General features: G+C 61.4%; 22 protein-coding genes. 13 read left to right on the top strand and 9 right to left on the bottom strand.

Going from position 1 to position 21,908, the window contains the following annotated elements; translation table 11 throughout:
* Positions 1-73: 73 nt before the first annotated feature.
* On the bottom strand, positions 74-2,038 hold the full coding sequence (locus OKC42_RS05180) for an LTA synthase family protein (protein ID WP_270819186.1): 1,965 nt from the start codon (positions 2,036-2,038) through the stop codon (positions 74-76).
* A gap of 259 nt (positions 2,039-2,297) precedes the next feature.
* On the opposite strand from OKC42_RS05180, the gene OKC42_RS05175 reads away from it, so the two are divergent.
* On the top strand, positions 2,298-2,555 hold the full coding sequence (locus OKC42_RS05175; RefSeq protein ID WP_270819191.1) for a DUF2442 domain-containing protein: 258 nt from the start codon (positions 2,298-2,300) through the stop codon (positions 2,553-2,555).
* On the opposite strand, the gene OKC42_RS05170 is transcribed toward OKC42_RS05175, so the two are convergent.
* The gene (locus tag OKC42_RS05170) at positions 2,552-2,812 is read right to left on the bottom strand and encodes a hypothetical protein (protein ID WP_124928440.1); all 261 of its coding nucleotides are present in this window, start codon (positions 2,810-2,812) and stop codon (positions 2,552-2,554) included. The genes OKC42_RS05175 and OKC42_RS05170 overlap by 4 nt on opposite strands.
* On the opposite strand from OKC42_RS05170, the gene OKC42_RS05165 reads away from it, so the two are divergent.
* Together OKC42_RS05165 and OKC42_RS05160 are read left to right on the top strand one after the other, a co-directional pair.
* Positions 2,801-4,768, top strand: coding sequence for a TonB-dependent copper receptor (locus OKC42_RS05165; protein ID WP_270819185.1), 1,968 nt, complete (start codon positions 2,801-2,803; stop codon positions 4,766-4,768). The genes OKC42_RS05170 and OKC42_RS05165 overlap by 12 nt on opposite strands.
* A gap of 109 nt (positions 4,769-4,877) precedes the next feature.
* On the top strand, positions 4,878-6,506 hold the full coding sequence (locus OKC42_RS05160; RefSeq protein WP_270819184.1) for an alpha-amylase family protein: 1,629 nt from the start codon (positions 4,878-4,880) through the stop codon (positions 6,504-6,506).
* Between the two features lie 84 nt (positions 6,507-6,590).
* On the opposite strand, the gene OKC42_RS05155 is transcribed toward OKC42_RS05160, so the two are convergent.
* Complete coding sequence (locus tag OKC42_RS05155) at positions 6,591-8,030, bottom strand: RimK family protein (protein WP_201904301.1); 1,440 nt, start codon at positions 8,028-8,030, stop codon at positions 6,591-6,593.
* Positions 8,031-8,216: 186 nt separating this feature from the next.
* On the opposite strand from OKC42_RS05155, the gene OKC42_RS05150 reads away from it, so the two are divergent.
* From OKC42_RS05150 to OKC42_RS05140, 3 genes are read left to right on the top strand one after another with little or no spacing between them, the layout of a single operon-like run.
* The gene (locus OKC42_RS05150) at positions 8,217-8,738 is read left to right on the top strand and encodes a GNAT family N-acetyltransferase (protein WP_159144415.1); all 522 of its coding nucleotides are present in this window, start codon (positions 8,217-8,219) and stop codon (positions 8,736-8,738) included.
* Positions 8,739-8,769: 31 nt separating this feature from the next.
* Positions 8,770-9,015, top strand: coding sequence for a DUF3624 domain-containing protein (locus OKC42_RS05145; protein WP_236358194.1), 246 nt, complete (start codon positions 8,770-8,772; stop codon positions 9,013-9,015).
* A 56-nt stretch (positions 9,016-9,071) separates the two neighbouring features.
* Positions 9,072-9,818, top strand: coding sequence for an SDR family NAD(P)-dependent oxidoreductase (locus OKC42_RS05140; RefSeq protein WP_236358192.1), 747 nt, complete (start codon positions 9,072-9,074; stop codon positions 9,816-9,818).
* A 60-nt stretch (positions 9,819-9,878) separates the two neighbouring features.
* Here OKC42_RS05140 and OKC42_RS05135 read toward each other — a convergent pair whose 3' ends face one another.
* Positions 9,879-11,351: a C69 family dipeptidase gene (locus OKC42_RS05135; RefSeq protein WP_270819183.1), complete on the bottom strand. Its 1,473-nt coding sequence runs from the start codon at positions 11,349-11,351 to the stop codon at positions 9,879-9,881.
* 475 nt (positions 11,352-11,826) lie between these two features.
* On the opposite strand from OKC42_RS05135, the gene OKC42_RS05130 reads away from it, so the two are divergent.
* Positions 11,827-12,282, top strand: coding sequence for a hypothetical protein (locus OKC42_RS05130; protein ID WP_005341510.1), 456 nt, complete (start codon positions 11,827-11,829; stop codon positions 12,280-12,282).
* A gap of 143 nt (positions 12,283-12,425) precedes the next feature.
* Complete coding sequence (locus OKC42_RS05125; RefSeq protein ID WP_270819182.1) at positions 12,426-13,577, top strand: iron-containing alcohol dehydrogenase; 1,152 nt, start codon at positions 12,426-12,428, stop codon at positions 13,575-13,577.
* An 89-nt stretch (positions 13,578-13,666) separates the two neighbouring features.
* Here OKC42_RS05125 and OKC42_RS05120 read toward each other — a convergent pair whose 3' ends face one another.
* The 3 genes from OKC42_RS05120 to OKC42_RS05110 form a co-directional block, all read right to left on the bottom strand.
* Positions 13,667-14,125, bottom strand: a complete 459-nt coding sequence (locus OKC42_RS05120; protein ID WP_005363178.1) for a methylglyoxal synthase — start codon at positions 14,123-14,125, stop codon at positions 13,667-13,669.
* 171 nt (positions 14,126-14,296) lie between these two features.
* Positions 14,297-14,773 carry a bacterioferritin gene (gene bfr / locus OKC42_RS05115; RefSeq protein ID WP_005354959.1) on the bottom strand — a complete coding sequence of 159 codons (477 nt, stop codon included), beginning with the start codon at positions 14,771-14,773 and terminating at the stop codon, positions 14,297-14,299.
* Between the two features lie 144 nt (positions 14,774-14,917).
* A complete protein-coding gene (locus OKC42_RS05110; RefSeq protein WP_005335965.1) occupies positions 14,918-15,124 on the bottom strand; it encodes a bacterioferritin-associated ferredoxin in 207 nt (68 codons plus the stop codon).
* 136 nt (positions 15,125-15,260) lie between these two features.
* On the opposite strand from OKC42_RS05110, the gene OKC42_RS05105 reads away from it, so the two are divergent.
* Complete coding sequence (locus OKC42_RS05105) at positions 15,261-15,572, top strand: HlyU family transcriptional regulator (protein ID WP_139462332.1); 312 nt, start codon at positions 15,261-15,263, stop codon at positions 15,570-15,572.
* A complete protein-coding gene (locus tag OKC42_RS05100; protein ID WP_270819181.1) occupies positions 15,569-17,635 on the top strand; it encodes a tRNA(Met) cytidine acetyltransferase TmcA in 2,067 nt (688 codons plus the stop codon). The genes OKC42_RS05105 and OKC42_RS05100 overlap by 4 nt, the downstream gene beginning before the upstream one ends.
* Here OKC42_RS05100 and OKC42_RS05095 read toward each other — a convergent pair.
* Complete coding sequence (locus OKC42_RS05095) at positions 17,622-18,341, bottom strand: SDR family NAD(P)-dependent oxidoreductase (protein ID WP_270819180.1); 720 nt, start codon at positions 18,339-18,341, stop codon at positions 17,622-17,624. The two genes, OKC42_RS05100 and OKC42_RS05095, sit on opposite strands and share 14 nt — an antisense overlap.
* A gap of 201 nt (positions 18,342-18,542) precedes the next feature.
* Between OKC42_RS05095 and OKC42_RS05090 the strand changes: the two genes are divergently transcribed.
* The 3 genes from OKC42_RS05090 (at position 18,543) to OKC42_RS05080 (ending at position 20,846) form a co-directional block, all read left to right on the top strand.
* Positions 18,543-19,559, top strand: coding sequence for a chemotaxis protein (locus tag OKC42_RS05090; protein ID WP_005335957.1), 1,017 nt, complete (start codon positions 18,543-18,545; stop codon positions 19,557-19,559).
* Positions 19,560-19,734: 175 nt separating this feature from the next.
* A complete protein-coding gene (locus OKC42_RS05085; protein ID WP_005354955.1) occupies positions 19,735-20,214 on the top strand; it encodes a hypothetical protein in 480 nt (159 codons plus the stop codon).
* 17 nt (positions 20,215-20,231) lie between these two features.
* Positions 20,232-20,846 (top strand): superoxide dismutase, encoded by a 615-nt coding sequence (locus OKC42_RS05080; protein WP_270819179.1) that lies wholly within the window; start codon positions 20,232-20,234, stop codon positions 20,844-20,846.
* Between the two features lie 84 nt (positions 20,847-20,930).
* Here OKC42_RS05080 and OKC42_RS05075 read toward each other — a convergent pair whose 3' ends face one another.
* The gene (locus tag OKC42_RS05075) at positions 20,931-21,878 is read right to left on the bottom strand and encodes a SanA/YdcF family protein (RefSeq protein WP_257686719.1); all 948 of its coding nucleotides are present in this window, start codon (positions 21,876-21,878) and stop codon (positions 20,931-20,933) included.
* Positions 21,879-21,908: the final 30 nt, after the last annotated feature.

The following is a 21,908-nucleotide window of genomic DNA, read 5'->3' as shown; positions in this document are numbered from 1 at the left end:
AATATGGGGAGATGAAAAACCGCCAGCTGGCGGTTTTTTCTATTCTGCTATGGGTTGAATCTGCACGGGGTGTTCAATTGGCGGCGGTGCGTTCATCCTTGGCCGTCTGATAGAGACTCTTCTGATAGGCCATGCTGCCCCAGAGGGCCAGACCAAGGGCATCCTCTTTCAAGGCGTCCGGCTGCGCCGCCAGGGTCAGCTTCTCGTTGGCATCATCGTAGACATAGCCCTCTGCCGCCCGTTCCGGTTGCAGGATCACCACATCCTTGCCGCGCATCAGGGCGAAGTTCTTGTCGTACTGCATGATGGCGCGCCCCGGCCAGTCGGCGGGCATGCGGGTCAGATCCTTGCCGAGCATGGGGTAGTCGGCACTGATCCCCATCAGGGAGAGCAGGGTCGGCGCCATGTCGATCTGGCTGACGATGCGCGGATCCTTTCTCGGTGCAATACCGTCGCCCACGATAACCCCCGGAATATGGAAGCGGGGGATGGGCACCAGACTGGCGCCACCGACCCGGCTGTCGTGATCGGCGATGACCAGGAACAGGGTGTCCTTCCAGTATTCGGACTGTTTCGCCCTCTTGAAGAACTCGCCGATGGCGTAATCCGCATACTTGGCCGCGTTGTTACGGGTCTGTTTGGGTTGCTCGAAGAGTTCGATGCGGTTGTCCGGGAATTCGAACGGATCGTGGTTGCTGGAGCTGAACACCAGACTGAAGAAGGGTTTGCCCTCTTTGTGCAGCGCCTTGAAGGTCTCGTCGGCCTTGGCCATCAGATCCTCATCGGAGGCGCCCCAGGAGCCCTTGAACACCGGATTGTCGAAATCCTTCTGCTCGACGATGGTGGTGAAGCCGTTGCCGAGGAAAAAGCTGCGCATGTTGTCGAAGTGACTCTCGCCGCCATAAATAAAGCTGGTGTCGTAACCCCGCTGTTTGAGCAGATCCGCGATGGTGAAGAAGTTGGTCTGGCTCTTGCCGAGTTTGACCACCGCCTGTGCCGGGGTCGGCGTGAAGCCGGTCAGTACCGCCTCGATACCGCGCACCGAGCGGGTGCCGGTGGCGTAGAGCTGCTCGAAGGCCCAACCCTGCTGCGACAGGGCATCGATGTTGGGGGTGAGCGGCAGGCCGCCGAGGGAGCCGACAAACTGGGCGCCCAGGCTCTCCTGCAGCAGGATCACCAGATTCTTCGGTTTACCCTGGAAGCTCGCCTGGTTGAAGGTCTGGCTGGGCAGCAGATCTGAGTTGAAATCACTGGCCGGACGGCCACTCTCCTTGCGCATGACCTCGAGCACCTTCTGAGGGGTCATCTCGCCGTAAAACTGGCCGGCATCCTCCTCGGCGCCCATCTGTTTGATGGCAAAGAAGAGGGAGTAGGCGGAGTTCACGGTGAGCGAGTTGACCAGCGGATCCTCGGCAAAGGCGACCATGGCCGGGTTCAGGGCGCGGTGGCCGAGACTGGAGCGGGCACCGAGAAAACCTATGGCCAGAATGAGCAGGGCGAAGGCCGGACGCAGATACCAGCGGGGGAAGCTGAGACCACGTACCAGACGGCCGCTCAGCCACCAACTGCCGGTCAGCACGGCGCCACTGAAGAGTAACGCCAGCAGCAGCTCGGCTTTGCGGCCTGCCCACAGCATGGCGAACACCTCTTTCGGATAGATGAGGTACTCCACATAGAGGCGGTTGGGGCGCACGCCATATTCGGTGACAAACGAAGGGGTGGAGATCTCGAGGAACAGCATCAGCCAGAGTCCGACGGTCAGCCAGACGCGCATCAGTTGCAGCCAGCCTCGGCCGATGGCATGGGGGCCTGCCAGTAGCAGAGTGAGCATGGCGGGGACACCCCAGACCCAGCAGAGGGTCGCAAAGTCGACCCGGATCCCTTGCAGCAGCATCTCCTGCCAGCCGGCCACGGCATCCACCCGTTCCAGTTGCCAGAGACCGAGGGCGATTCGGCTGAAAGAGAGAGAAAAAAGCGCGAGCGCGCAGAAGACGGCGAAGGGCCAGAACGGGCCGAGTCGCTGTTTTAGATCTGTCATGTTTGTTCCTGAATGAGACTCTAAACGTCTGTCCACAGACGTTTTTTTAGTTGTTGTGAGGTTATGACAGATCGAATTGGTTAAGGTTGCATTCAAGTTTGTTAAAAGTCGGCATTAACACATTTATCATCTAAAAATGTGATGTCGCGCCACTAATGAGCACAGCATAATCTGCTGGGTAAAATGTGAGCCACAGCGTGTATGGATGGAGCGCTGGTGTTTATAATTGCCGCGAATTATCTCAATCGGAGCCGAAGGGATGCCGGTCTTTATCGATGTCGAGTATGTGCGGGGATGGCGCCTGTTTCTGGTGTTATCGGATGGCACCACGGGTGTGCTGGATCTGACCCCCTGGCGAATCCAGCCGCTGTTTGCAAAGCTGGAGAGCGAGCGTCACTGCGCCCGGGTCTTCATCAACCGTCACCACCAGCTGGAGTGGCCTGTTGGCTGCACGCTATCCGCCCATGAGGTCTATCACCTCATCTCTCCCATCGATGAGCGGGAAGCCTTCAGCTAATCCCCATTTTTTGTGAGCCAACGCCAGATTCCTGTTACTGGAATGTTTGCCCGTTTGCCTTTCTGAGCCAACTTGGGTAAAACCTGCGCAACATTTTGCCAACTTGCCTTCGCTTCACCTGACAGAGGCTTGCCGCTTTCGCGCCGCAGGCCTTTTTTGCGGCCTGACGGCAAACCTTTCCCTTGCTGAAAGGTTTGATTGGTTGAATGAAAATAACAAAACAAACAAATACATAAGGAAAATGTATGGCTTGTCATATGCGCACACCCCTTGCCCTGCTGGTTGGTGGACTCGCCTGTCACGGTGCTGCCGGTCAGGAACCGGTGCAACAGCTGGATCCCATGGTGGTGGTGGCAACCCGCCCCGCCAGCACCCTGGAGGTGACACTGGATCCCAAGAAGCCCGGTTCCCCCATGCCCGCTGCCGACGGCGCCGGTTATCTGAAGAATGTCACCGGCATGAGCATGGTGCGCAAAGGGGGGCTCGGTGGCGACCCTGTACTGCGGGGGATGGGGATGTCCCGCCTCAACGTGCAGATGGATGGCGGCATGCTGGCCGGTGGGTGTGGCGGCCGGATGGACCCGCCCACCGCCTATGTGTTCCCCCAATCCTTTGACCGGATCCGGGTGCTGAAGGGGCCGCAATCCCTGGAGCAGGGTGCCACCCTGGCGGGAACCGTGCTGTTCGAGCGGGACAGACCCGAGTTCACCGCACCGGGCCTCAAGGCCGATGCCTCGGCCCTCTATGGCAGCTTTGGCCGTGATGATCAGATGGTTGATATGACGGCGGGTTCGACTGATGGCTATCTGCGCGGTCAGTTCACCCACTCCGACAGCGACGATTACCGCGATGGTCACGGTAACAAGGTGCGATCCTTCTATCGCCGCGAGAACGGCACCGCCCAGCTGGGCTGGACACCGGGGGAGCACACCTGGCTGGAGCTGACCGCCGAGCGCAGCAATGCCCGTGCCGCCTATGCGGATCGCACCATGGATGGCCCCATGTTTGATCGCGAATCCTTCGGGCTGAAGCTCAAGCAGGAGCAGATCACCACTCACTGGCAGCGCAGCGAGCTGACCCTGTGGGACAACTACATAGACCACATCATGGACAACTTCAGCCTGCGGCAAAACAACGGCATGAAGATGCTCTCCAACCCGGATCGCCGCAACACCGGCGGGCGCTGGGCCAACGATATCGCCCTGCCTGCCGACTGGCTGCTGACCGCCGGGCTAGACAGCAACCGGGATCAGCACCGCAGTCGGAGTGGGGTCGACTATGCCACCAAGGATCGCCAGCGCACCCTGCGTTTCGAGCAGCAGGGCGGCTTCGCCGAACTGGGTCGTCAGCAGGGGGCTCACAGCTACAAGGGCGGTTACCGTCAGGATAGGGTAGAGACCACCCGCTATGGCGCCGGTGAACAGACCCTCTACAGCGATACCCTGAGTCTTAACAGCGGGTTTGGCCGCTACGAATATCAGTGGTCGCCCCGCTGGTCCAGCTATCTGGCCTGGGGGCAGGCAGAGCGGGCGCCGGACTACTGGGAGCGCAGTAAGGACAGCACCCCGTTCACCCTCAACCCGGAGCGCAGCCGTCAGTGGGATGCGGGGCTGGCCCTGCGCAGTCGCGAGCTGGACCTGACCCTCTCCCTCTTTAGCGCCGATATCAAGGACTACCTGCTCTACAACAGCAAGTCGAACAAGGTGCGCAATATCGATGCCGAGACCCGGGGTGGCGAGTTGGAAGGGCGTTGGCAGTTTGCCGAGCAGTGGCGTCTCGATGGTGGTCTGGCGGTGGTCTACGGCGAAAATCAGAGCGACAACAAACCGCTGGCTCAGATGCCGCCGCTCGATGGCAAGCTGGCCCTTGGTTGGCAGCCAAATGAGGTGCTGAACTTCACCCTGCTGGGGCGCGCGGTGGCAGCGCAGGATAGGGTGGACGTCGGTTCCGGCACCGTTGCGGGTCAGGATCAGGGGGAGACTCCGGGCTTCTTCACCATGAACCTGAGCGGCGCCTGGCAGTTTGCCAAAGGGTGGCAGCTCTCGGCCGGGGTGGACAACCTGTTCGACACCTTCTACTACGAGCACCTCTCCAAGTCGGTGCACAGCAGTCAGGCCGGGCTGGGCTACGAGCAGAGCGGCCGCATCCCCGAGCCGGGTCGCTCGTACTGGCTCTCGCTCAACTACCGTTTTGCCTCGGCGGGTGTGCTCTAACCAGTTGAGCCAGATAACGTTTTCAGTCACAGACACCGCTGTGTGAGCATCGCTATCATGGTGAAAAACAGGCGTATCAGACGCCTGCTCTCACAGCGGGAACATAACAATGAAACAGGGAACGTTACGCTATGGCGGCCTGCTCGGGGCCGCCCTGTTACTTGCGGCTTGCGGCGGCAGCGGGAGTTCAGGCGGGGAGAGCGCTCCCCCCGTCGTCAATCCGCCGGTCACCCACCCTCCGGTCGCCACGGCCAGTCGTGCCTGCTATGGCGACGATCAACCCGCCTGCAACCTGCGCATCTATCAGGTGATGGTGGAGTCGTTTGCCGATGGTGACGGCAGCGCCAACTACGGCGTTGGCTATGGCCCCTCCCAGCACAACGGCGATCTGCAGGGGATCATCGACAGTCTCGACCACATCAAGAGTCTCAACGTCAACGCTATCTGGCTCACCCCGGTGTTCGACTCCTGCGCGGGGCAAGGCGGCGATAACAAGCTCGATGCCACCGGCTACTTCGCCTGCGACTTTTTCACCGTGGACCCCAACTTCGGCAGCAATGCCAAGCTCAAGCAGCTGGTGGATGGGGCGCACCAGCGCGGCCTCTACGTCTTCCTCGACGGGGTGTTTGGCCACGTCAACAAGGTGGGGGTGAGCAAGCCCTCGCCAGAGGGACGGCTGCCAGCCCTCACCAGCGGCGGTGCCGGTTATCCCGGCCAGCTGGTGGATTACAGCAAGCCGGAGAGCCTCGCCTACTTCAAGGAGGTGGCCCGCTACTGGGTCGAGCAGTACGGTATCGACGGCTGGCGCCTCGATCAGGCCTATCAGCTTGGGCTGGATGATTGGCGCGCCATTCGCAGCGAGGTGGAGCAGGCCAGCGCAGCGCGCAAGGCCGCCGGTCAGCAGTGGGGCACCCTTGGCTACATGGTGGGTGAGGTGTGGAAGGGGGCTGACGATATTCGCGCTCAGGCTTATGGCAGCAGCGACAATCCGGCGCTCTCCTCAGCCTTTGACTTCCCGTTGCGCTACGGCATCCTGCAGGCGCTGGCGGTGGAGGAGTCCGGCAAGGGCGGGCAGGGGGCCAGCGTGCTCGATGCCAGTTGGAACAAGGTGGAGAACTACCCGAATCACGCCATGCCGAACCTGATGCTGGGCAACCACGATCTGGTGCGTTTTGGTGATCTGCTGGAGCGTGGCAATTTCAAGTCGACCGAGTACTGGCAGCGCCACAAGGCGGCCTTCAGCTTTATGGCGGCCCGCTCCGGCCCCATCACCTTCTACTATGGCGAGGAGTTTGGCGACGAGGTGCCGGGCTTTGCTGCCAAAGTCGGCGGCGACTGTGCGGCGCAGGGCTTGTGCGACGATCATGTGGCCCGCAGCGATGGCAAGGTGCCCGCTGTCACCGGCTTTGTGCCGGGTAGCGAACAGGCCGAGCTGAAAGAGTGGCTGGCCCAGTTGCTGGCGATGCGTGCCGCCCACCCCGCCCTCTATCAGGGGGAGCGAGTCAAACTGGTGGCCGATGGCAGCCTCTATGGCGACATCAAACAGACGGCTGGCGAGCAGATAGTCTACCTGCTCAACCTCTCCACCACGGCGCTCAGCTACAACCTGCCAACGGGCAAACTGCGCAGCGGCAGCGCGCTGGTGGATCTGCAAAGTGGAGAGAGTCTGGCTATCGGCGGCAGCAGCGTAACGGTGGAGATACCGCCCTTGAGCGGGCGTTTCCTGCGTCTGCAATAAGTCAGCCGCAGCACTCTTTGATATGAGAGAGGGCCCCATCGCGGGGCCCTCTCTGTCATTGTGGGCGACAAAGTCATTGCGGGGTTATGCGGTGCTCTGGCCCCGGTTTTCCAGCCGCTGGCGGAAGGCGCGGGCCAGTCGCTCGTAGAGATCCTGCGCCTCCTTGTCTTCGATATCGCCGCGGATCCAGGGGTTGTCGACGATCTCCAGCAGCACGCAGTCGCGCCCCTGCTGGCGCAAATCGAGCCCGTAGAGGCCATTGCCGAGCTGATGCACGGCACGGCGAGCGGTCTGCAGTACCCGCTCCGGCACCTCGTTAAGCGGCAGCGCCTCGATGCGGCTCATGTCGAGGGGGTGCTTGCGGCGGCGAATGCGGTTGCCGGGTTCGGGCCGGTAGCGGCGACAGGCGAACAGCGGCGAGCCGTCGAGAAAGCCGATGCGCCAGTCAAACTCGGCGGGGATCCGGCTCTGCACCAGCAGCAGTGCGGAGCGGCCCAACCCCTCGTCCAGCAGGCGGGCCAGCTGTTGCTCGTCGCTGGCCAAGGCGAGATCGCGCCCCTGCGCGCCGTCGGGCACCTTCACCATCAGCGGCAGGCCGAGCCGCTGCACCAGCTCATCCACATGGTGGCGGCCGCGGCGGGTCACCACCATGGTGGGCGGCATGGGCACGCCGCTGCGCACCATCAGCTCGTAGAGATAGAGCTTGTTGCTGCAGGCGAGGATGGCGCGGGAGCTGTCGATCACCGGCATCTTCAGCTGCTCGGCACGGTGGGCAAATTCGAAGGTGTAGTGGCCGACCGCGGTTTCGGCACGCAGCCAGAGGGTGTCGAACTCCGGCAGCCGCTCGATGGCCGACGGTGGCAGGATCTCGGCCCGGATGCCTTGGGCAGCAGCAGCACGGATAAAGCGCTCCAGCGCCAACCCGTCACTGCTGGCACGGCCATCATCGGGATCCACCAGAATGGCGAGCTGGTAGAGCGGCGCCGCCTGCTCCTCGTCACCGGTCCCCACCAGTGCCTGGGCGTGGTGCAGCATCAACTCTTTCTCGCTTGGGCTCAGCTCCAGCGGTGACAGGCTCTGCTGCTGGCGCACCGACCAGCCGTGGCGGCCGCGCTTGAGGGTCAGCTCCTGCAGCGGCAACTGGCTCAGGCCATAGTAGTAGCGGGCCAGCCCCGCCAGCTCGCTCTGTTCACATTGGCCGAAGATGGCGCGCACTCTAATCCGATCCTCGCTCTGCTGGGCCAGCCATCCCTGCGCTTTGCGCCACAGCTTGGCCGGTGGCTGCTGGGGTTGCAGTCGGCTGATGGCCTGCAAACCCGGCAGGCAGTGGTGGCCGCGTGCCTGGGCCAGCAGCGAGCAGTAGTAGCCTGCGCTCAGGTGTTCCAGATTGCGGCAGAGGTTGATGATGCGGGGTCGGCCGCCGGTGGTCGGCACGCCATGTTGCAGATAGGTGCGGGCGGTCAGCAGATAATCGGCATGGCAAGGCCAGTCGCCCAGCTCTTCGACGATGACATAGGTACTCATATTTTCGGCTCCACAGATCAGACTGCCTGAATAGGCAGGATCCCCAGTGGGCTTCGATGCACCGACAAGCACGACAATGGCGCGAGGGGAAACAAGAGGTTACAGTGCCTAATATGACGCCTTGGTAACTTGTGATACAAGTCGCATTTTTGGTGCTGAGGATAAATAACCGAACAAGGACTCTCCGTGTTGACCGTACGTGCGGCCCGAACCGATGATCTGGGCGCCATCGTGAATCTGGAACGCTACTGTTTTCCGCCCGAAGTCGCCTTTGGCCGCAGCCGCTGGCACTATCTGCTGGCCCACGCCAAGGGGCGCACCCTGCTGCTGCTGGATGAGAAGCATCAGCTGATGGGCTATCTCTGCCTGCTGGAGCACAGAGGCTGGGATCGGCTGGTCATTCAGGCGCTGGCCATCCGCTGGACGGTGCGTCGTCTGGGCTGGGCCCGCCGTCTGCTGGAGCAGGTGATCTGCGAGGGCAAGGCCGCTGGCTGGGGGGCGATTCGCCTCGAAGTGGGGGATGCCAACGAAGAGGCGCTGGCGCTTTATCAGGGATTGGGATTTCGTCCCCAGCAGCGGCTGGCGGACTACTATGGCCGCGACCAGCACGCCCACCGGCTGGTGCTGCCGCTGGTGAGCGACGAGGAGCGTGAGCGGCGCAGAGTGGCTCGCACTCAGGCTCGCAAGCCCTCTTCACGGGCCAACTGATCATGTTGAACGAGCAGAATCGAGGAGCATGATGAGCTGCGACAACTGTCTTGCCACCGCCATCAGGGCCAAGCTGGGGCGCTGTCCGGTCTGCGCTGGCCAGACCTTCGTCATCGGCCTGATTGGCTGGCTGGTCTGGTGGTGGTGCGGCGCCGACACCTCGGTCAACGCCCTCACCGGCCTGCTGTTTGCGCTGAGTGGCTCGGGCCTGTTGCTGCTCCATCTGGTGGTATTTGTCTGGCGCAAGGCGACCGGACGTGAATTGAGCGATGAATGAATCTGAATAGATTCAAACAGATAAATAACAATATCGGTGTAGATATGGAGGTTCAGATGATTGCAATGGTAACGGGCGCCTCGTCCGGTTTTGGTGAAGCCATCAGCCGCCAGCTGGTGCAGGCGGGCTACAAGGTGATCGGTACCGGTCGCCGCGCCGCGCGGCTGGCTGCGCTGGCCGACGAGCTGGGTGAGCAGTTCCTGCCGCTGGCATTCGACGTGCAGGACAAGGCGGCCACCCACGCTGCCATCGCCGCTCTGCCAGCCGCCTGGAACGAGGTGGATCTGCTGGTCAACAACGCCGGTCTGGCGCTGGGGTTGGAGCCGGCCCACAAGGCGGATCTGGAAGATTGGGAGCAGATGATTGCCACCAACATCAGCGGTCTGACCCTGCTCACCCGATTGCTTCTGCCGGGCATGGTGGCGCGCAATCGCGGTCACGTCATCAATATCGGCTCCATCGCCGGTACCTACCCCTATCCGGGCGGCAACGTCTACGGCGCCACCAAGGCGTTCGTGAAGCAGTTCAGCCTCAACCTGCGCGCCGATCTGGCGGGCACCGCCATCCGCGTCACCAACGTGGAGCCGGGCCTGTGCGGCGGCACCGAGTTCTCCAACGTGCGCTTCCACGGTGACGATGCCAAGGCGGCCACCGTCTATCAGGGGGTGGAGGCGATCCAGCCGGACGATATCGCCAACACCGTGCTCTGGATCAGCCAGCAGCCCGCCCACGTCAACATCAACAGCATCGAGATCATGCCGGTGGCGCAGACCTTCGGCCCGCTAAATATCAGTCGTCGCTGATCGCTGCATTGGTTGAAACAAAGAGGCTCCCGTGGGAGCCTCTTTGCATTGGCGAGCCGATTAGAGGCTCATGATCTTCTTGAACTCCTCCGGCGAATACTTCTTCTCGCTGCGCTTGGTGAGATCCGTCATCAGCTTGTAGCGCAGATCTTTGGCCATCTGATAGGTCTGCTCCAACTGGCCATAGGAGTAGTCGGCGGCCAGCTCGATGGCGGTAGCCTTGTCGCTGGTATAGGTCTGCTTGAGGCTCTGGTCGAGCAGGGCCACCTCCTTGTAGAGCTTGTTGCTCTCCTTGCTCCAGACGCCGCGTAGCAGCGGCAGGTACTTGTCCGGATCGGCGCTGGCCAGCGCGGTCAGGCTGCGGAACTGCCAGTAGGCGGAATCATCGGAGTAGCTGTCGCTGCCGGTGCGATAGGGCAGGGGATAGTTTTCCAGGGTGTTGTAGAGCGGCACCATCACAGATTCGGCCAGCACACCATAGCTCTGCCAGATGAGCCCCTGCAGCTCTTTGGGCATCTCCTTGCGCAGCTGGATGACGTGGGATTCCAGCTGGCGATCGACGCGGATCGGCCGCTCCGCCTTGCCAGCGAGCGGTGTGCCCTCATAGGTGGCGCTCAGCAGCCTAGCCACGTCCGGCACGGCGATGGGGGTATCCGGCTTCATAAAGAGCGGATATTGTGCCTGCCGGGTCGGCTGCCGGTGGCTGGCGGTCAGCATTTTCTGGCCGAGCCACTCCCGATCCACGTTATACGGGTCAGCGATGACCCCGAACGCCTTGGCGAAGTTGAAATCTTTCGGGTCGGCGTTATCCAGCAGTTTGTGCTCGCGCACGAACTCCAGCAGCTTGGGCGAGTGCAGCACATCGGCGCTGTCGAGATTGACGCCGTGGATGCGCAGGCCGTTGGCCACCATGGCGTAGCTGTCGTCCGGTACCCGCACCGCGATCCAGTGGTGGCCGGAGCCAATCTCCATCAGCCAGGCCTCGTTCACATCCGCCAGATAGAGGCTATTGCCCTCACCGGCGCCATATTGCTCCACATAGCGGCCAAGCAGCTCGACCCCCTCTTTGGCCGTCCTGGCCTGCGGCAGGATCAGGGTAGGGATGATGGCTTCAATCACTCCTTTCTCGATCAGCGGATCGGCTTTCCGGGCCTTGTCGTTGACCTCGGCACTGGTGGTGGCCGAGATGGCGACGTTGAACTCGTTGATGCCGCGCTCTTCATAATATTTGCCTGCCGGATCGCTGGCTGTGGCATCCCAGTCGTGGATGGCGGAGTAGGCGAAAAATGCTTTGGGCATCGGCACTTCCAGCCCGTTGCCCAGTTTCCAGAGTTTGCCCTCGTTCTGCTGCGCGGGCCGGAAGGCGAGGTATTTGTTCCAGTTGTTGACGCCAAAATCCTCGTTTCTGGCGATCATCACGCTGCCATCGGCACTGGCCCCCTTGCCGACGATAAGGCCGGTACAGGCGTCGGCACTGGTGCCAAGCAGGGTGAGCAGGGTGGCGGAGAGAAGACTCAAGGTGTGTTTTTTCATAGTTATGCCCGAAAGGTTGCGGTGAGTGAGAGTCAGACGAGGGGGATGAGGTGTGGGGAGGCTGCAACTCCGAACTGGCAGCGGAGTGAGCACGGCAGATTGGTCTGCCTGTTATTGGTTTTTCGAACAGGTCATCCATGACACGGCTGGCTGGTTGTGATGTGCGCCAAAATTGTATTCCTGAGTGGTTGTTTATTTTGTGATCGAGCTGCGGTTCCTGACTTTTCTCTGGCGTCGTGGCGCGTGGACGGCGAAATGTGCCAAAACAGCGAGAGCCGGCAGCAGATGAGTCATGATTCTGACGCTAGCCTTGCGTGTGGGGCGTGGTGAGATCCGCCATAGCGCGGGATCTTGCACCATCTGACAAGTTGGCCTGTAACTTGCTGGTTTAATTGATAATGGTGGGGCCTGACGCCCCATGTGACCGGATCAGCCTGTGCCCATTGCCGCAGATGCGCACTGAATTGGAGCCCCCATGGATATCAAACCCTACAGCCAGCAGCTTGCCCAGAGCGCATCCAACAACCGTGCCCTCGCTACCCTCAACAGTGCCAGTAGCGGCGGTCAGGGCGGTGGCTGGGAGGAGATGGTCAGCCTCTCCACCCAGCGCATGACCGGCCAGGCCCAGCAGGTGCTGACCTACGAACATCTGGCCAAGAACAACAAGTTGCCACCGGCGCTCGATATGAGCTCCGACAAGGGGGGCGTGGTGCAGCAGCTGGTGGACAAGGCGCTCGGTTTCGATCGCAAGAAGTTCAACGAGATCGAAGAGAAGCTCAAGACCATCGCCGATAACAAGAAGCTGACGCCGGAAGAGCGGGCGGAGCAGAGCAAGCCGCTCAACGAACAGCGAGAGGCGATGCTCAAGGAGGCGATGGATCGCCTGACCGGCAAGAAGAGCTCATCCACAGATGAGGCCAAAACCGCCTGATCCTGCCGCTGTTCTGAGATCTACCCGGTCGGCACCGATGGGCCAGTGTCGACCGCCGATGGGCAAGCTTCTGCCACCTCTTTTGACCTCACCTCCCCACAGGCGCACAATGTCCGCGCATTGAGCCAGTCGAGGAGCCCGTCGTGTACAACTTCCAATATGCCAACCCGACCCGCATCTGTTTTGGTGAGGGGCAGATTGCCAGCCTGCCCGAACTGATCCCGCCCGGCAGCCGGCTGCTGGTGCTCTACGGCGGAGGCAGCATCAAGCAGAACGGGGTGTATGAGCAGTTGACCCGGGCGCTGGAGGGGGTGACGTGGCAGGAGTTTTCCGGCATCGGCGCCAACCCCAGATTCGAGCTGTTGATGGAGGCGGTGGTGCAGGTGAAGCGCGAGCGCATCGACTTTCTGCTGGCGGTCGGTGGTGGCTCGGTAGTCGATGGCACCAAGTTTGTTGCGGCGGCCGCCTGCTACGAGGGGGATGATCCTTGGGATATCTGTGGCAAGCAGGCGAGCGTGCACAAGGCGCTGCCGATGGGCTGTGTGCTGACCCTGCCAGCGACCGGCTCCGAGAGCAATCCCACCTCGGTGGTGAGCCGCGGGGATGTGAAGATCTCCTTCAGAAGCCCGCTGGTGCAGCCGCAATTTGCGGTGCTCGACCCGACCACCACCTACAGCCTGCCGCCGCGCCAGACCGGCAATGGCGTGGTGGACGCCTTCGTCCATATTGCCGAGCAGTACCTCACCTTTCCGGTGGGAGGCGAGGTACAGGATCGGCTGGCGGAAGGTTTGCTGCAGGTGCTGGTGGAGAACGGCCCCAAGGCGCTGGCGGAGCCGACCAACTATCAGGTGCGGGCCAATCTGATGTGGGCGGCCAGTCTGGCGCTCAACGGGCTTATCGGTTGCGGAGTGCCGCAGGATTGGGCCTCTCATGCCATCGGCCATCAACTGACGGCGCTCTACGGGCTGGATCATGGCCAGAGTCTGGCGGTGGTGCTCCCTTCGCTGCTCCGTGAGCGGGCGAGCCAGAAGCAGGACAAGCTGGCCCAGTTTGCCGAGCGGGTGTGGCATTCGACCCGCGAGGACAAGGCCCTGCGTATCGAAGAGGCGATCATCCGCACCGAGCAGTTCTTCCAGAAGATGGGACTGGGTACCCGGCTGGCCGACTATGGCCTCAGCGAAAGCTGCATTCCGGCGGTCTGCTCCAACCTCAAGCGGGTGGGGCGCACCGCGCTCGGTGAGCTGCAGGATATCGACCCGGATCGGGTGGCACGCATTCTCGCCCGCGCGCTATAAGCTGGCGCCGGTTTGTGTCCTTGGCTGATTCATTTTCCCAATTAAAGAGGGCCGCTTGTTGCGGCCCTCTTGCATGACGGGTTAGCCGATCACTCGGTGCGTGCCTTCAGATAACCGGCGTAATCCGGGATCTGTACGCTGAACGCCTGGCGCATATGGGGGCTGTCCATGATGAAATCGGCGGTCGCCTCGTTGGTGGCGACCGGGATGTTCCAGACTGCCGCGAGGCGCAGCAGCGCCTTCACATCCGGATCGTGCGGCACCGCATTGAGGGGATCCCAGAAGAAGATCAGCACGTCGATCTTCCCTTCGGCGATCAGGGCGCCGAGCTGCTGGTCACCCCCCATGGGGCCGGAGAAGAGGCAGGTGATGGGCAGTTGCGCCTTCTTGCCGAGCATGGTGCCGGTGGTGCCGGTGGCGTAAAGATGGTGGAGCTTGAGCTCCTCCTTGCGCCGCATCACCCAGTTCAGCAGAGGGGTCTTCATGTTGTCGTGAGCCACCAGTGCCACCCGTTTGTGGGGTGCCATCTCGCGTGCAATCTGTTCCATGGAAATCGTCCGTAGCATTGTTATTGGAAGAGAGTCGTATCCTAATCGAAAGCCATGACAGATGCTGTGTCGGGCGTATTAACTGTGATCCTGTCGAAAAGTTTTCGGGTCATGGCTGCTCAAATGAAGAGACCCGCGCTGGCGGGTCTCTTTGCTTGCTGGCCTGCGGGCTCAGGAGCCGTGGTGCAGTTGCGACTGCTGATAGTTCTCCAGCCCGATGCGATCGATAAGGTCTAGCTGGGTCTCCAGCCAGTCCACATGCTCCTCCTCATCCTCCAGGATCTCCTGGAACAGGTCGCGGCTGATGTAGTCCTGCACCGACTCGGCATAGGCGATGGCTACCTTGAGGTCGGGGATGGCATCCATCTCCAGCGAAAGGTCGCAGCGCAGCATCTCTTCGACGGTCTCGCCGATACGCAGCTTGCCCAGATCCTGCAAATTGGGCAGCCCTTCGAGAAACAGCACGCGTTTGACCAGCTCGTCGGCGTGTTTCATCTCATCGATGGACTCGTGATACTCCTTGTGCCCGAGCGCCTTGAGGCCCCAGTCATCGTAGATGCGGGCGTGCAGGAAGTATTGGTTGATGGCAATCAGCTCATTGGCCAGCACCTTGTTGAGGTGGGCAATGATCTTGGGATCTCCTTTCATCGACAGTGCTCCTTGGTTCGTGCCTGAGGCTCCGATCGTTAGAGCTTAGTCCAGAAAAGTGACAACAAGAGGTCTGGCGAGCCAGCTCGCCTGAGAAAAGGGGTGACCCTGTTGGCGGGTCGCATCAGAAAAGAGGTGTCCGGATCAGGCCACTTCGTAGTAGAGCACGGGTTGCTCCTGCTCCATCTTGTCGAGTTCGGCGGCAATGATCTCCATGGTCATGCGCACGCATTTGCCACATTGGGCGCCCACCTCGAGCGACTGCTTGAGCTGGCGGAATTCGCTTTTACCTGACTGCACCGCTTTGCGGATCTGGGTATCTGTGATGCCGCGGCACAAACAGACGTACATGATGGTCACCTCTTGTGGAATGAAATGAAATCTAAATGAGAATGGTTCGTAGTGCAAATAACCATTGGTAATAAGATCCCCTGCTTGCCACTGTGCAACCCCTTGGGGACAATGCTGGCAACCAGAGGAGATCACCATGCTCAAGAAACTGTTCAGCGCCCTGTTCGGGGGCGAGCCGACCAAGGCGCCGGAAGTCACCCCCACCGAATATGCCGGCTATCTCATCTATCCGGAACCCATGGCCGAAGGTGGCCAGTACCGACTGGCAGGGCGCATCACCAAGGAGCTGGACGGCGTGTTGCAAACTCACCGTTTCATCCGCTCCGATCTGTTTGTCAATCCGGCCGATGCCGAGCGTTTCATGGTGCAGAAGGCCCACACCTTTATCGATCAGATGGGAGATCGCATGTTCGAGCCCCGCAAATCAGCTGACAGCCAAGCTTCATGACACTGCAAGAGGTCACCCTGCTGCGCGAGGCGCTGGCCCGCGCCGGTGAGCGGCGCCTGATCTGGCTGGAGGGGGAGGAGGCCGAGTGCATTGCCCGCGCCCAATCCCTGCTCGGTGAGACCGTTTTTTGGCTGGGTGCCGGGCCCGAGTGTTATGCCCCGCAACCCGCTGCCAAGGCGCTGCAGCTGCTCGGTCAGGAGTGCGACACGCTGGTATTCAACGCCTTCAGCGGCTTTCACCCCGATGCCTTCGGGGCGCTGGCGGGCACTCTATGCGCCGGTGGCTTGCTGTTGCTGCTGACCCCGCCAAGAGTAGAGTGGCCTGCATGGCCGGATCCCGACAGGATCCGGCTGGTGGCCCAGCCGGAAGAGGCGAGCCGGGCCGGCCACGGCTTTATCGCCCGACTGGTTCGGTTGCTGGAAGGTGATCCAGCCCTCTCTCTGGAGCCGCCGGTTTGCTCGCAGCCGTGGCAACCGCTTGGGCCCGAACGCAGACTGAGCTGCGATCAGGAACAGGCACTACCTGCTATCCACAAGGTGTTGCACGGTCATCGCCGCCGGCCGCTGGTGCTGAGTGCCGACCGCGGTCGTGGCAAGAGTGCGCTGCTGGGGCTGGCCGCCGCCGAGCTGCTGCGCCAGCAACCCGGGCTGAACATAGTGGCGACGGCCCCCTCGCAGGCAACGGTAGCGACCCTGTTTGCCCACGCTGCTAGCGGGCTAGATACCACGCCTGAACAGCTGACCGGACTGAGCTACTGCTCGCCGGATCGGCTGGTGCACGAGGCGATGAATCCCGATCTGCTGCTGGTGGATGAAGCGGCTGCCATTCCGACCCCGCAGCTTGAGGCTATGCTGGCCCGCCACAGCCGCATAGTGTTTGCCACCACCGAGCACGGTTACGAGGGGACGGGGCGCGGTTTTCACCTGCGCTTCAAGCGGGTGCTTGATAGTCAGACGCCGGAGTGGCAGGAGATCCACCTCTCTGAGCCCATTCGCTGGAGTAAGCGTGATCCGCTGGAGCCGCTGATTTTCCGCCTGCTCGGCCTCAATGCCGAAGTGGCGGCGCCTATGTCGCCGACCAACCCGAGCTGGCGTCTGGTCAGTCAGGAGGCGCTGGAGAGCGATGAGACGTTGCTCAACCAGCTGTTCGGCTTGCTGGTGCTGGCTCACTACCAGACTACGCCGAGCGATCTCAGATCCCTGCTGGAGAGCCCGGATCTCGACATCCATCTGCTGGAGCAGGATGCGAGCCTGCTGGGAGTGGCCTTGGTGGCGCGGGAAGGGGAGATAGATCCTGAACTTGCCGAGGCGATCTGGGCCGGGCGTCGCCGTCCGCGCGGCCATCTGCTGCCCCAGTCGCTGCTGGCTCATGCCGGTTTCAAGACTGCGGGGGGGCGCAGCTACGCCCGGGTGATGCGTATCGCGATCCACCCCGAGCTGCACCGGCACGGTCTGGGTTCACTGCTGCTTGGCAAGCTTGAGGAGCACTATCGCCAGATTGGCACCGACTACCTCGGCTCGGCTTTTTCGGCCAGCGCCGACCTGCTCCCTTTCTGGCGCAAGGCAGGACTGACGGTGCTGCGCATCGGCCTGCAACGGGATGCCGCCAGCGGCTGCCACGCAGCCCTGCTGCTCAAAGCGCTGAAACCCGAACATGATATCGAGTTGAATCAATGGCAGCAGCGTTTCGTACGCCAGCTGCCGACCTTGCTGGCGGGTGAGTTGAAAGGATTGGCTCCCGAGCTGGTATGGCAATGCCTGCAAGGCAGTACCGTCACCGCAACTGAGCTTGGCGAGTTCGAGCGCGATGAGGTTGAGTGCTTTGCCCTGCATCACAAGCCGTTCGAACTGAGCCAGTCGAGCTTGCAGCTGTGGCTGGCGCGCAATCTGGCTGTGCTGGCTTCGCTGACCCCTGACGAACGTTCTCTGCTGATTGCCCCCATCTGGCAATACGCAGAGTGGGGGGCGCTGGCTGCGAGGTTGCAGCTGGCGGGTAAGCCAGCAGTTATCAAGGCGCTGCGGGCACTGCTGGCGCGTCTCCTGATCTCCCCTACCACTCGATAGGTTTGCCCTGCCAGTCGAGAAAGCTCAGCTCGCCATCCGGTTGCAGCCGGTTCATCAGGTTAATCAGATGGTCGGCTACCAGCTCGGGACTCTGCACATTTCCCGCCGGTACATTGGCGTGAAACGGGTGAGAGAGTTGGGTATCCACTGTGCCGGGGTGGAAAGCCAGCAATTTGACGCCGGGGGCCCGCCGGGCCAGCTCGATGGCGGCACACTTGAGCAGCATGTTGAGGGCGGCCTTGGATGCGCGATAGCCATACCAGCCGCCCGCTCGGTTGTCGCCAATGCTGCCGACCCGGGCACTGAGAACGGCCAAGGTGCAAGGCTCGCGGCCAAACAGCGGTAACAACTGGCTGATCCAGCGCAGCGGCAGCAAGGCATTGGTCTGGTAGAGGCGGGTCATGGCATCGAGATTGATTGCTTCTAGTCGCTTCTCCGGCTGAATTTCCCCCTGATGCAGGATGCCATTGCAGATCACCACCCTGTGCGGTCTCGGCACCACTTCCGCGATGCGCGCCACCACTTCTGTCATCTGCTCATCGCTGTAATCACAACATAGCCAGTGCAGACCCGGCGATGAGAGGCCAGCAGGTGCGGGCTGGCGGCTGATGGCAATCACTGGCCCGACACCCGCCGCCAACCAGTGTGTCACCAGAGCCGCCCCGATACCGCCAGAAGCGCCAATCACGACTATGCCTTCACTCATCTCAGGCTCCTTGTGAGTACATGATGGATTTCACCATCCGCCAATGTTGTCCTGATTGGCAGATACGATCCCGCCAGCCTACGGGATCAAGCGGTTAACGCTGCAATCTTGCCGAGATCCGAGCCGTTGGGTGAATTCCATTCCTATACTGAGGGAAAACCGCAGCGGTCTGCTGCCCGCGCAACCAGAATGAGAGTCACCATGATGTCCAAAGATGGGGAAGAGCGTAAATCTATCCTGACCGAAAGTGGCACCAACGAGCTTGAGATCATCGAGTTTCACCTCAAGAAGCAGCTACCGGACGGCCGTGAAAAAACCGCTTATTACGGGATCAACGTCGCCAAGGTGCGCGAGGTGATCCGGGTGCCGGAGACCACAGATTACCCCAATGCCCAGCGTCATATGGTGGGGGTCTTCTCCCTGCGGGATCGCCTCATCCCGCTGGTGGATCTGGCGGGCTGGCTCGGCATCAAGACCAACCCTGACCCCAGCCACAAGGTGGTGATCGTCACCGACTTCAACAAGATGGCCAACGGTTTTCTGATCGATAGCGTCAGCCGGATTCACCGGGTCTCCTGGGAGGATGTGGAGTCCCCCAGCCAGTTTCTGGAGGCGGGGGAGAACGACTGCGTGGTGGCCGTGGTCAGGCGCGATGGCAACCTTATCATGATCCTCGATTTCGAGAAGATCATCGCCGATATCAACCCCGAGCTCAGCATGGAGAAGTACGACGTCACCCAGGATCGCAAGGTGCTCATCGACGATCGCATGATGGCGCTGCGCCAGGGCAAAACCATTCTGGTGGTGGACGACTCGGCCTTTATCCGCAAGATGATCGAAACCACCCTGCGCACCGCTGGCTACAACGTGATCACGGCCAAGGACGGCGGCGAGGGGCTGGAGATGATGACGGATTTCGATCGCCTGGCCCAGGAGGAGAGAATGCCGGTGACCGGCTTCGTCAATGCGGTGATCACCGATGTGGAGATGCCGCGCATGGATGGCATGCACCTGCTCAAGCGGCTGCGGGATACCCCCTCCTACAAGGAGATGCCCATCGTGATGTTCTCCTCCCTGATGAGCGATGATAACCGCCAGAAAGCACTGCAACTGGGGGCCAACGATACCATCACCAAGCCCGAGATAGGGCGCATGGTGGGGATGATGGACCATATGCTGCTGGGGATTGCCCCGCCTTCGCCCGCCAACAACATCTGACCTGTCGTTAACTTCCAATTGGCCGGTCGAATTCACTGACCGGTTGCCTCAAGCGGCCACTCCTTGCCAGGGAGTGGCCGCGCTGTTTTGGCTGTTTGCTGCGATCCCGACGCCCCTTGTCTCCCGGATACGATTCGTGTAATGATAATTATTATCATTTGTTGGTGTGAAGCATATGACAGCAACCTGGGTGAAGGGGTGGGTCGAGTCGACCGAAGGTGGCAGCAGCATGAGTCACTGGAAACAGCAGACCCGAGAGGGTAATCGGCTGTTTGATTGCGGCGAGTATCATCAGGCGCTGGCTCATTATCAGCAGGCGCTGTGGCTGGCTCGTCAGCAATTGGTGCAGTGGCATGACGCCGATGAGGCGGTGGCTGCGCTGGTTGTGGCTCACCACAATCTGGCGGATCTGCTGGTGGCCATGACTCTGCCCGATCGCGCCGCCGATCTGCTCTGCTATGTGCACGACTGCCTGCTGGCGACCTGTCACTCCCCCGCTTGCTCCTCTCGCCTGCGAGAGGCTGCATTGCGCCATACCCGCACAACCCGTGCCGAGTTGCTGACGTTCGTACAGCGCCACGGCAGCCACGCCGGGATCATGCGTTCGCTCGGTCACTGCCTGTGTCAGAGCGAGCCCTCATCCCGGCTCCATTAATCCGAACAGAGGTCATCATGAGACATACCCTGCCAGCCCTGAACTATGCCTACGACGCACTGGAACCCCATATCGATGCACTGACCATGGAGATCCACCATAGCCGTCATCACCAGACCTATATCAACAACCTCAACGCCGCATTGGAAACGGCGCCCGAGCTGGCCGCACTGCCGGTAGAGGAGCTGCTGCGCCGCTTCGATACTTTGCCCGCCACCTTGCAGGGGGCAGTACGCAACCATGGCGGCGGTCATGCCAACCACTCCCTGTTCTGGCTGGTGATGAGCCCGCAGGGGGGCGGTGAGCCGGACGGTGAGCTGGCTCTTGCCATCGAGCGGGAATTGGGGGGACTCGATGCCTTCAAGCAGGCCTTCACTCAGGCGGCCCTGAGTCGCTTTGGCAGCGGCTGGGCCTGGCTGGTGGTGGACAAGGCTGGCAGATTGCAGGTGGAGAGCAGTGCCAATCAGGATAGTCCCCTGATGCATGGCCATACCCCGATCCTGGGGCTGGATGTGTGGGAGCACGCCTACTATCTCAAGTACCAGAACAAGCGTCCTGACTATATAGCTGCCTTCTATCAGGTGGTGGATTGGGCCGAAGTGGCCCGCCGCTATCAGGCGGCGAGAGGCTGACCTGGTCGCTGGGAATGGGTGTGCAGGCTCACCGCCATAACTCGAGTTGTAATAACAAGACCCGCCAGTTGGCGGGTCGTCTGTTTATGGTGCGTCAGTGCTGACGCTGGCGGCTGAAGGGGCCACCGGCAATGTGGGCAAGGCCGCGCTGGGCATCTCGGCGGCGGTTTCTGCCGTGGATTTGGCAGGAGTGACCGGCTCAGTCGTTGCCGCAGCGGATAAAGCTAGCGTGACTTGTTCCGTCACGGCCGAGGCTGATGGAGTAGCTGACTCGGTGGCAACAGCGGCAGAGACTGCCGCTGGCTTTGCCTCATCCACCGCCGGTTTGGGCTGTTTGAGGCAGGGTTGCAGGCTGCCGATGGTACTCAGTGACTGGCAAGGCACAGGCAGACCGATGGGGACCGGTGCCCCGAGGAACTTGGGCCCCTTGTCCAGTACATAGAGGTCGAGCAGCCCCATCAGGCGGGCAAAGACTTCCCGTACCCGGGTGCGGATCCCTTGATAAGCGCTGGGATCCTCGGCATTGAAGCCGACCGCATCGATACCGAAATGGCGGGCGATGAAAATGGCCCGTTCGTTATGAAAGCCCTGGGAGACCACGGTAAAGCGCTCCTGGCCGAACACCTCCTTGGCGCGAACCACTGAGTCGAGGGTGCGGAATCCGGCGAAATCCATATAGATGGCGGAGGCGGGGATGCCCGCCTTGATCAGGGCGCGGCGCATCTGGCGCGGCTCGTTGTACTGCACGGTGGCGTTGTCACCGGAGACGATGATGAAGTCCACCTTGGCATTGTTGTAGAGCTCGGCCGCCGCCTTGATTCGGTATTTGAAGTAGTGGTTGGGGCCGCCACCGGAGAGATATTTGGAGGTCCCCAGCACCACCGCAACCCGGTTGTAGGGCACCTTGTCCACCCGATCGTAGGTGTAGTGACGGGCATCCGAGACGATCCACTCGCTGTAGCCCAGCAGCATGGCAATCAGGGCCAGCAGCAAAACGAGGCAGGCGAGGAGGATCTTGGCAAACTTCTTCATGCGCGGTGCGGTCAGGGTCTGAAGTTGGGA

Source organism: Aeromonas sp. Y311-2 (assembly GCF_027706025.1).
Classification (GTDB): domain Bacteria; phylum Pseudomonadota; class Gammaproteobacteria; order Enterobacterales; family Aeromonadaceae; genus Aeromonas; species Aeromonas veronii.
Note: the sequence above shows the minus strand (reverse complement) of the source record. Positions and strands in the feature narration are given on the sequence as shown.

Coding starts and splice junctions, on each gene's coding strand:
- OKC42_RS05140 (WP_236358192.1), top strand. CDS start 9,072: ATGATTGCAATGGTAACGGGCGCCTCGTCCGGTTTTGGTGAAGCCATC.
- OKC42_RS05080 (WP_270819179.1), top strand. CDS start 20,232: ATGAGACATACCCTGCCAGCCCTGAACTATGCCTACGACGCACTGGAA.
- OKC42_RS05175 (WP_270819191.1), top strand. CDS start 2,298: ATGCCGGTCTTTATCGATGTCGAGTATGTGCGGGGATGGCGCCTGTTT.
- OKC42_RS05100 (WP_270819181.1), top strand. CDS start 15,569: ATGACACTGCAAGAGGTCACCCTGCTGCGCGAGGCGCTGGCCCGCGCC.
- OKC42_RS05160 (WP_270819184.1), top strand. CDS start 4,878: ATGAAACAGGGAACGTTACGCTATGGCGGCCTGCTCGGGGCCGCCCTG.
- OKC42_RS05170 (WP_124928440.1), bottom strand. CDS start 2,812: ATGACAAGCCATACATTTTCCTTATGTATTTGTTTGTTTTGTTATTTT.
- OKC42_RS05110 (WP_005335965.1), bottom strand. CDS start 15,124: ATGTACGTCTGTTTGTGCCGCGGCATCACAGATACCCAGATCCGCAAA.
- OKC42_RS05165 (WP_270819185.1), top strand. CDS start 2,801: ATGGCTTGTCATATGCGCACACCCCTTGCCCTGCTGGTTGGTGGACTC.
- OKC42_RS05120 (WP_005363178.1), bottom strand. CDS start 14,125: ATGGAACAGATTGCACGCGAGATGGCACCCCACAAACGGGTGGCACTG.
- OKC42_RS05135 (WP_270819183.1), bottom strand. CDS start 11,351: ATGAAAAAACACACCTTGAGTCTTCTCTCCGCCACCCTGCTCACCCTG.
- OKC42_RS05155 (WP_201904301.1), bottom strand. CDS start 8,030: ATGAGTACCTATGTCATCGTCGAAGAGCTGGGCGACTGGCCTTGCCAT.
- OKC42_RS05180 (WP_270819186.1), bottom strand. CDS start 2,038: ATGACAGATCTAAAACAGCGACTCGGCCCGTTCTGGCCCTTCGCCGTC.
- OKC42_RS05145 (WP_236358194.1), top strand. CDS start 8,770: ATGAGCTGCGACAACTGTCTTGCCACCGCCATCAGGGCCAAGCTGGGG.
- OKC42_RS05095 (WP_270819180.1), bottom strand. CDS start 18,341: ATGAGTGAAGGCATAGTCGTGATTGGCGCTTCTGGCGGTATCGGGGCG.
- OKC42_RS05105 (WP_139462332.1), top strand. CDS start 15,261: ATGCTCAAGAAACTGTTCAGCGCCCTGTTCGGGGGCGAGCCGACCAAG.
- OKC42_RS05090 (WP_005335957.1), top strand. CDS start 18,543: ATGATGTCCAAAGATGGGGAAGAGCGTAAATCTATCCTGACCGAAAGT.
- OKC42_RS05085 (WP_005354955.1), top strand. CDS start 19,735: ATGACAGCAACCTGGGTGAAGGGGTGGGTCGAGTCGACCGAAGGTGGC.
- OKC42_RS05130 (WP_005341510.1), top strand. CDS start 11,827: ATGGATATCAAACCCTACAGCCAGCAGCTTGCCCAGAGCGCATCCAAC.
- OKC42_RS05075 (WP_257686719.1), bottom strand. CDS start 21,878: ATGAAGAAGTTTGCCAAGATCCTCCTCGCCTGCCTCGTTTTGCTGCTG.
- bfr (WP_005354959.1), bottom strand. CDS start 14,773: ATGAAAGGAGATCCCAAGATCATTGCCCACCTCAACAAGGTGCTGGCC.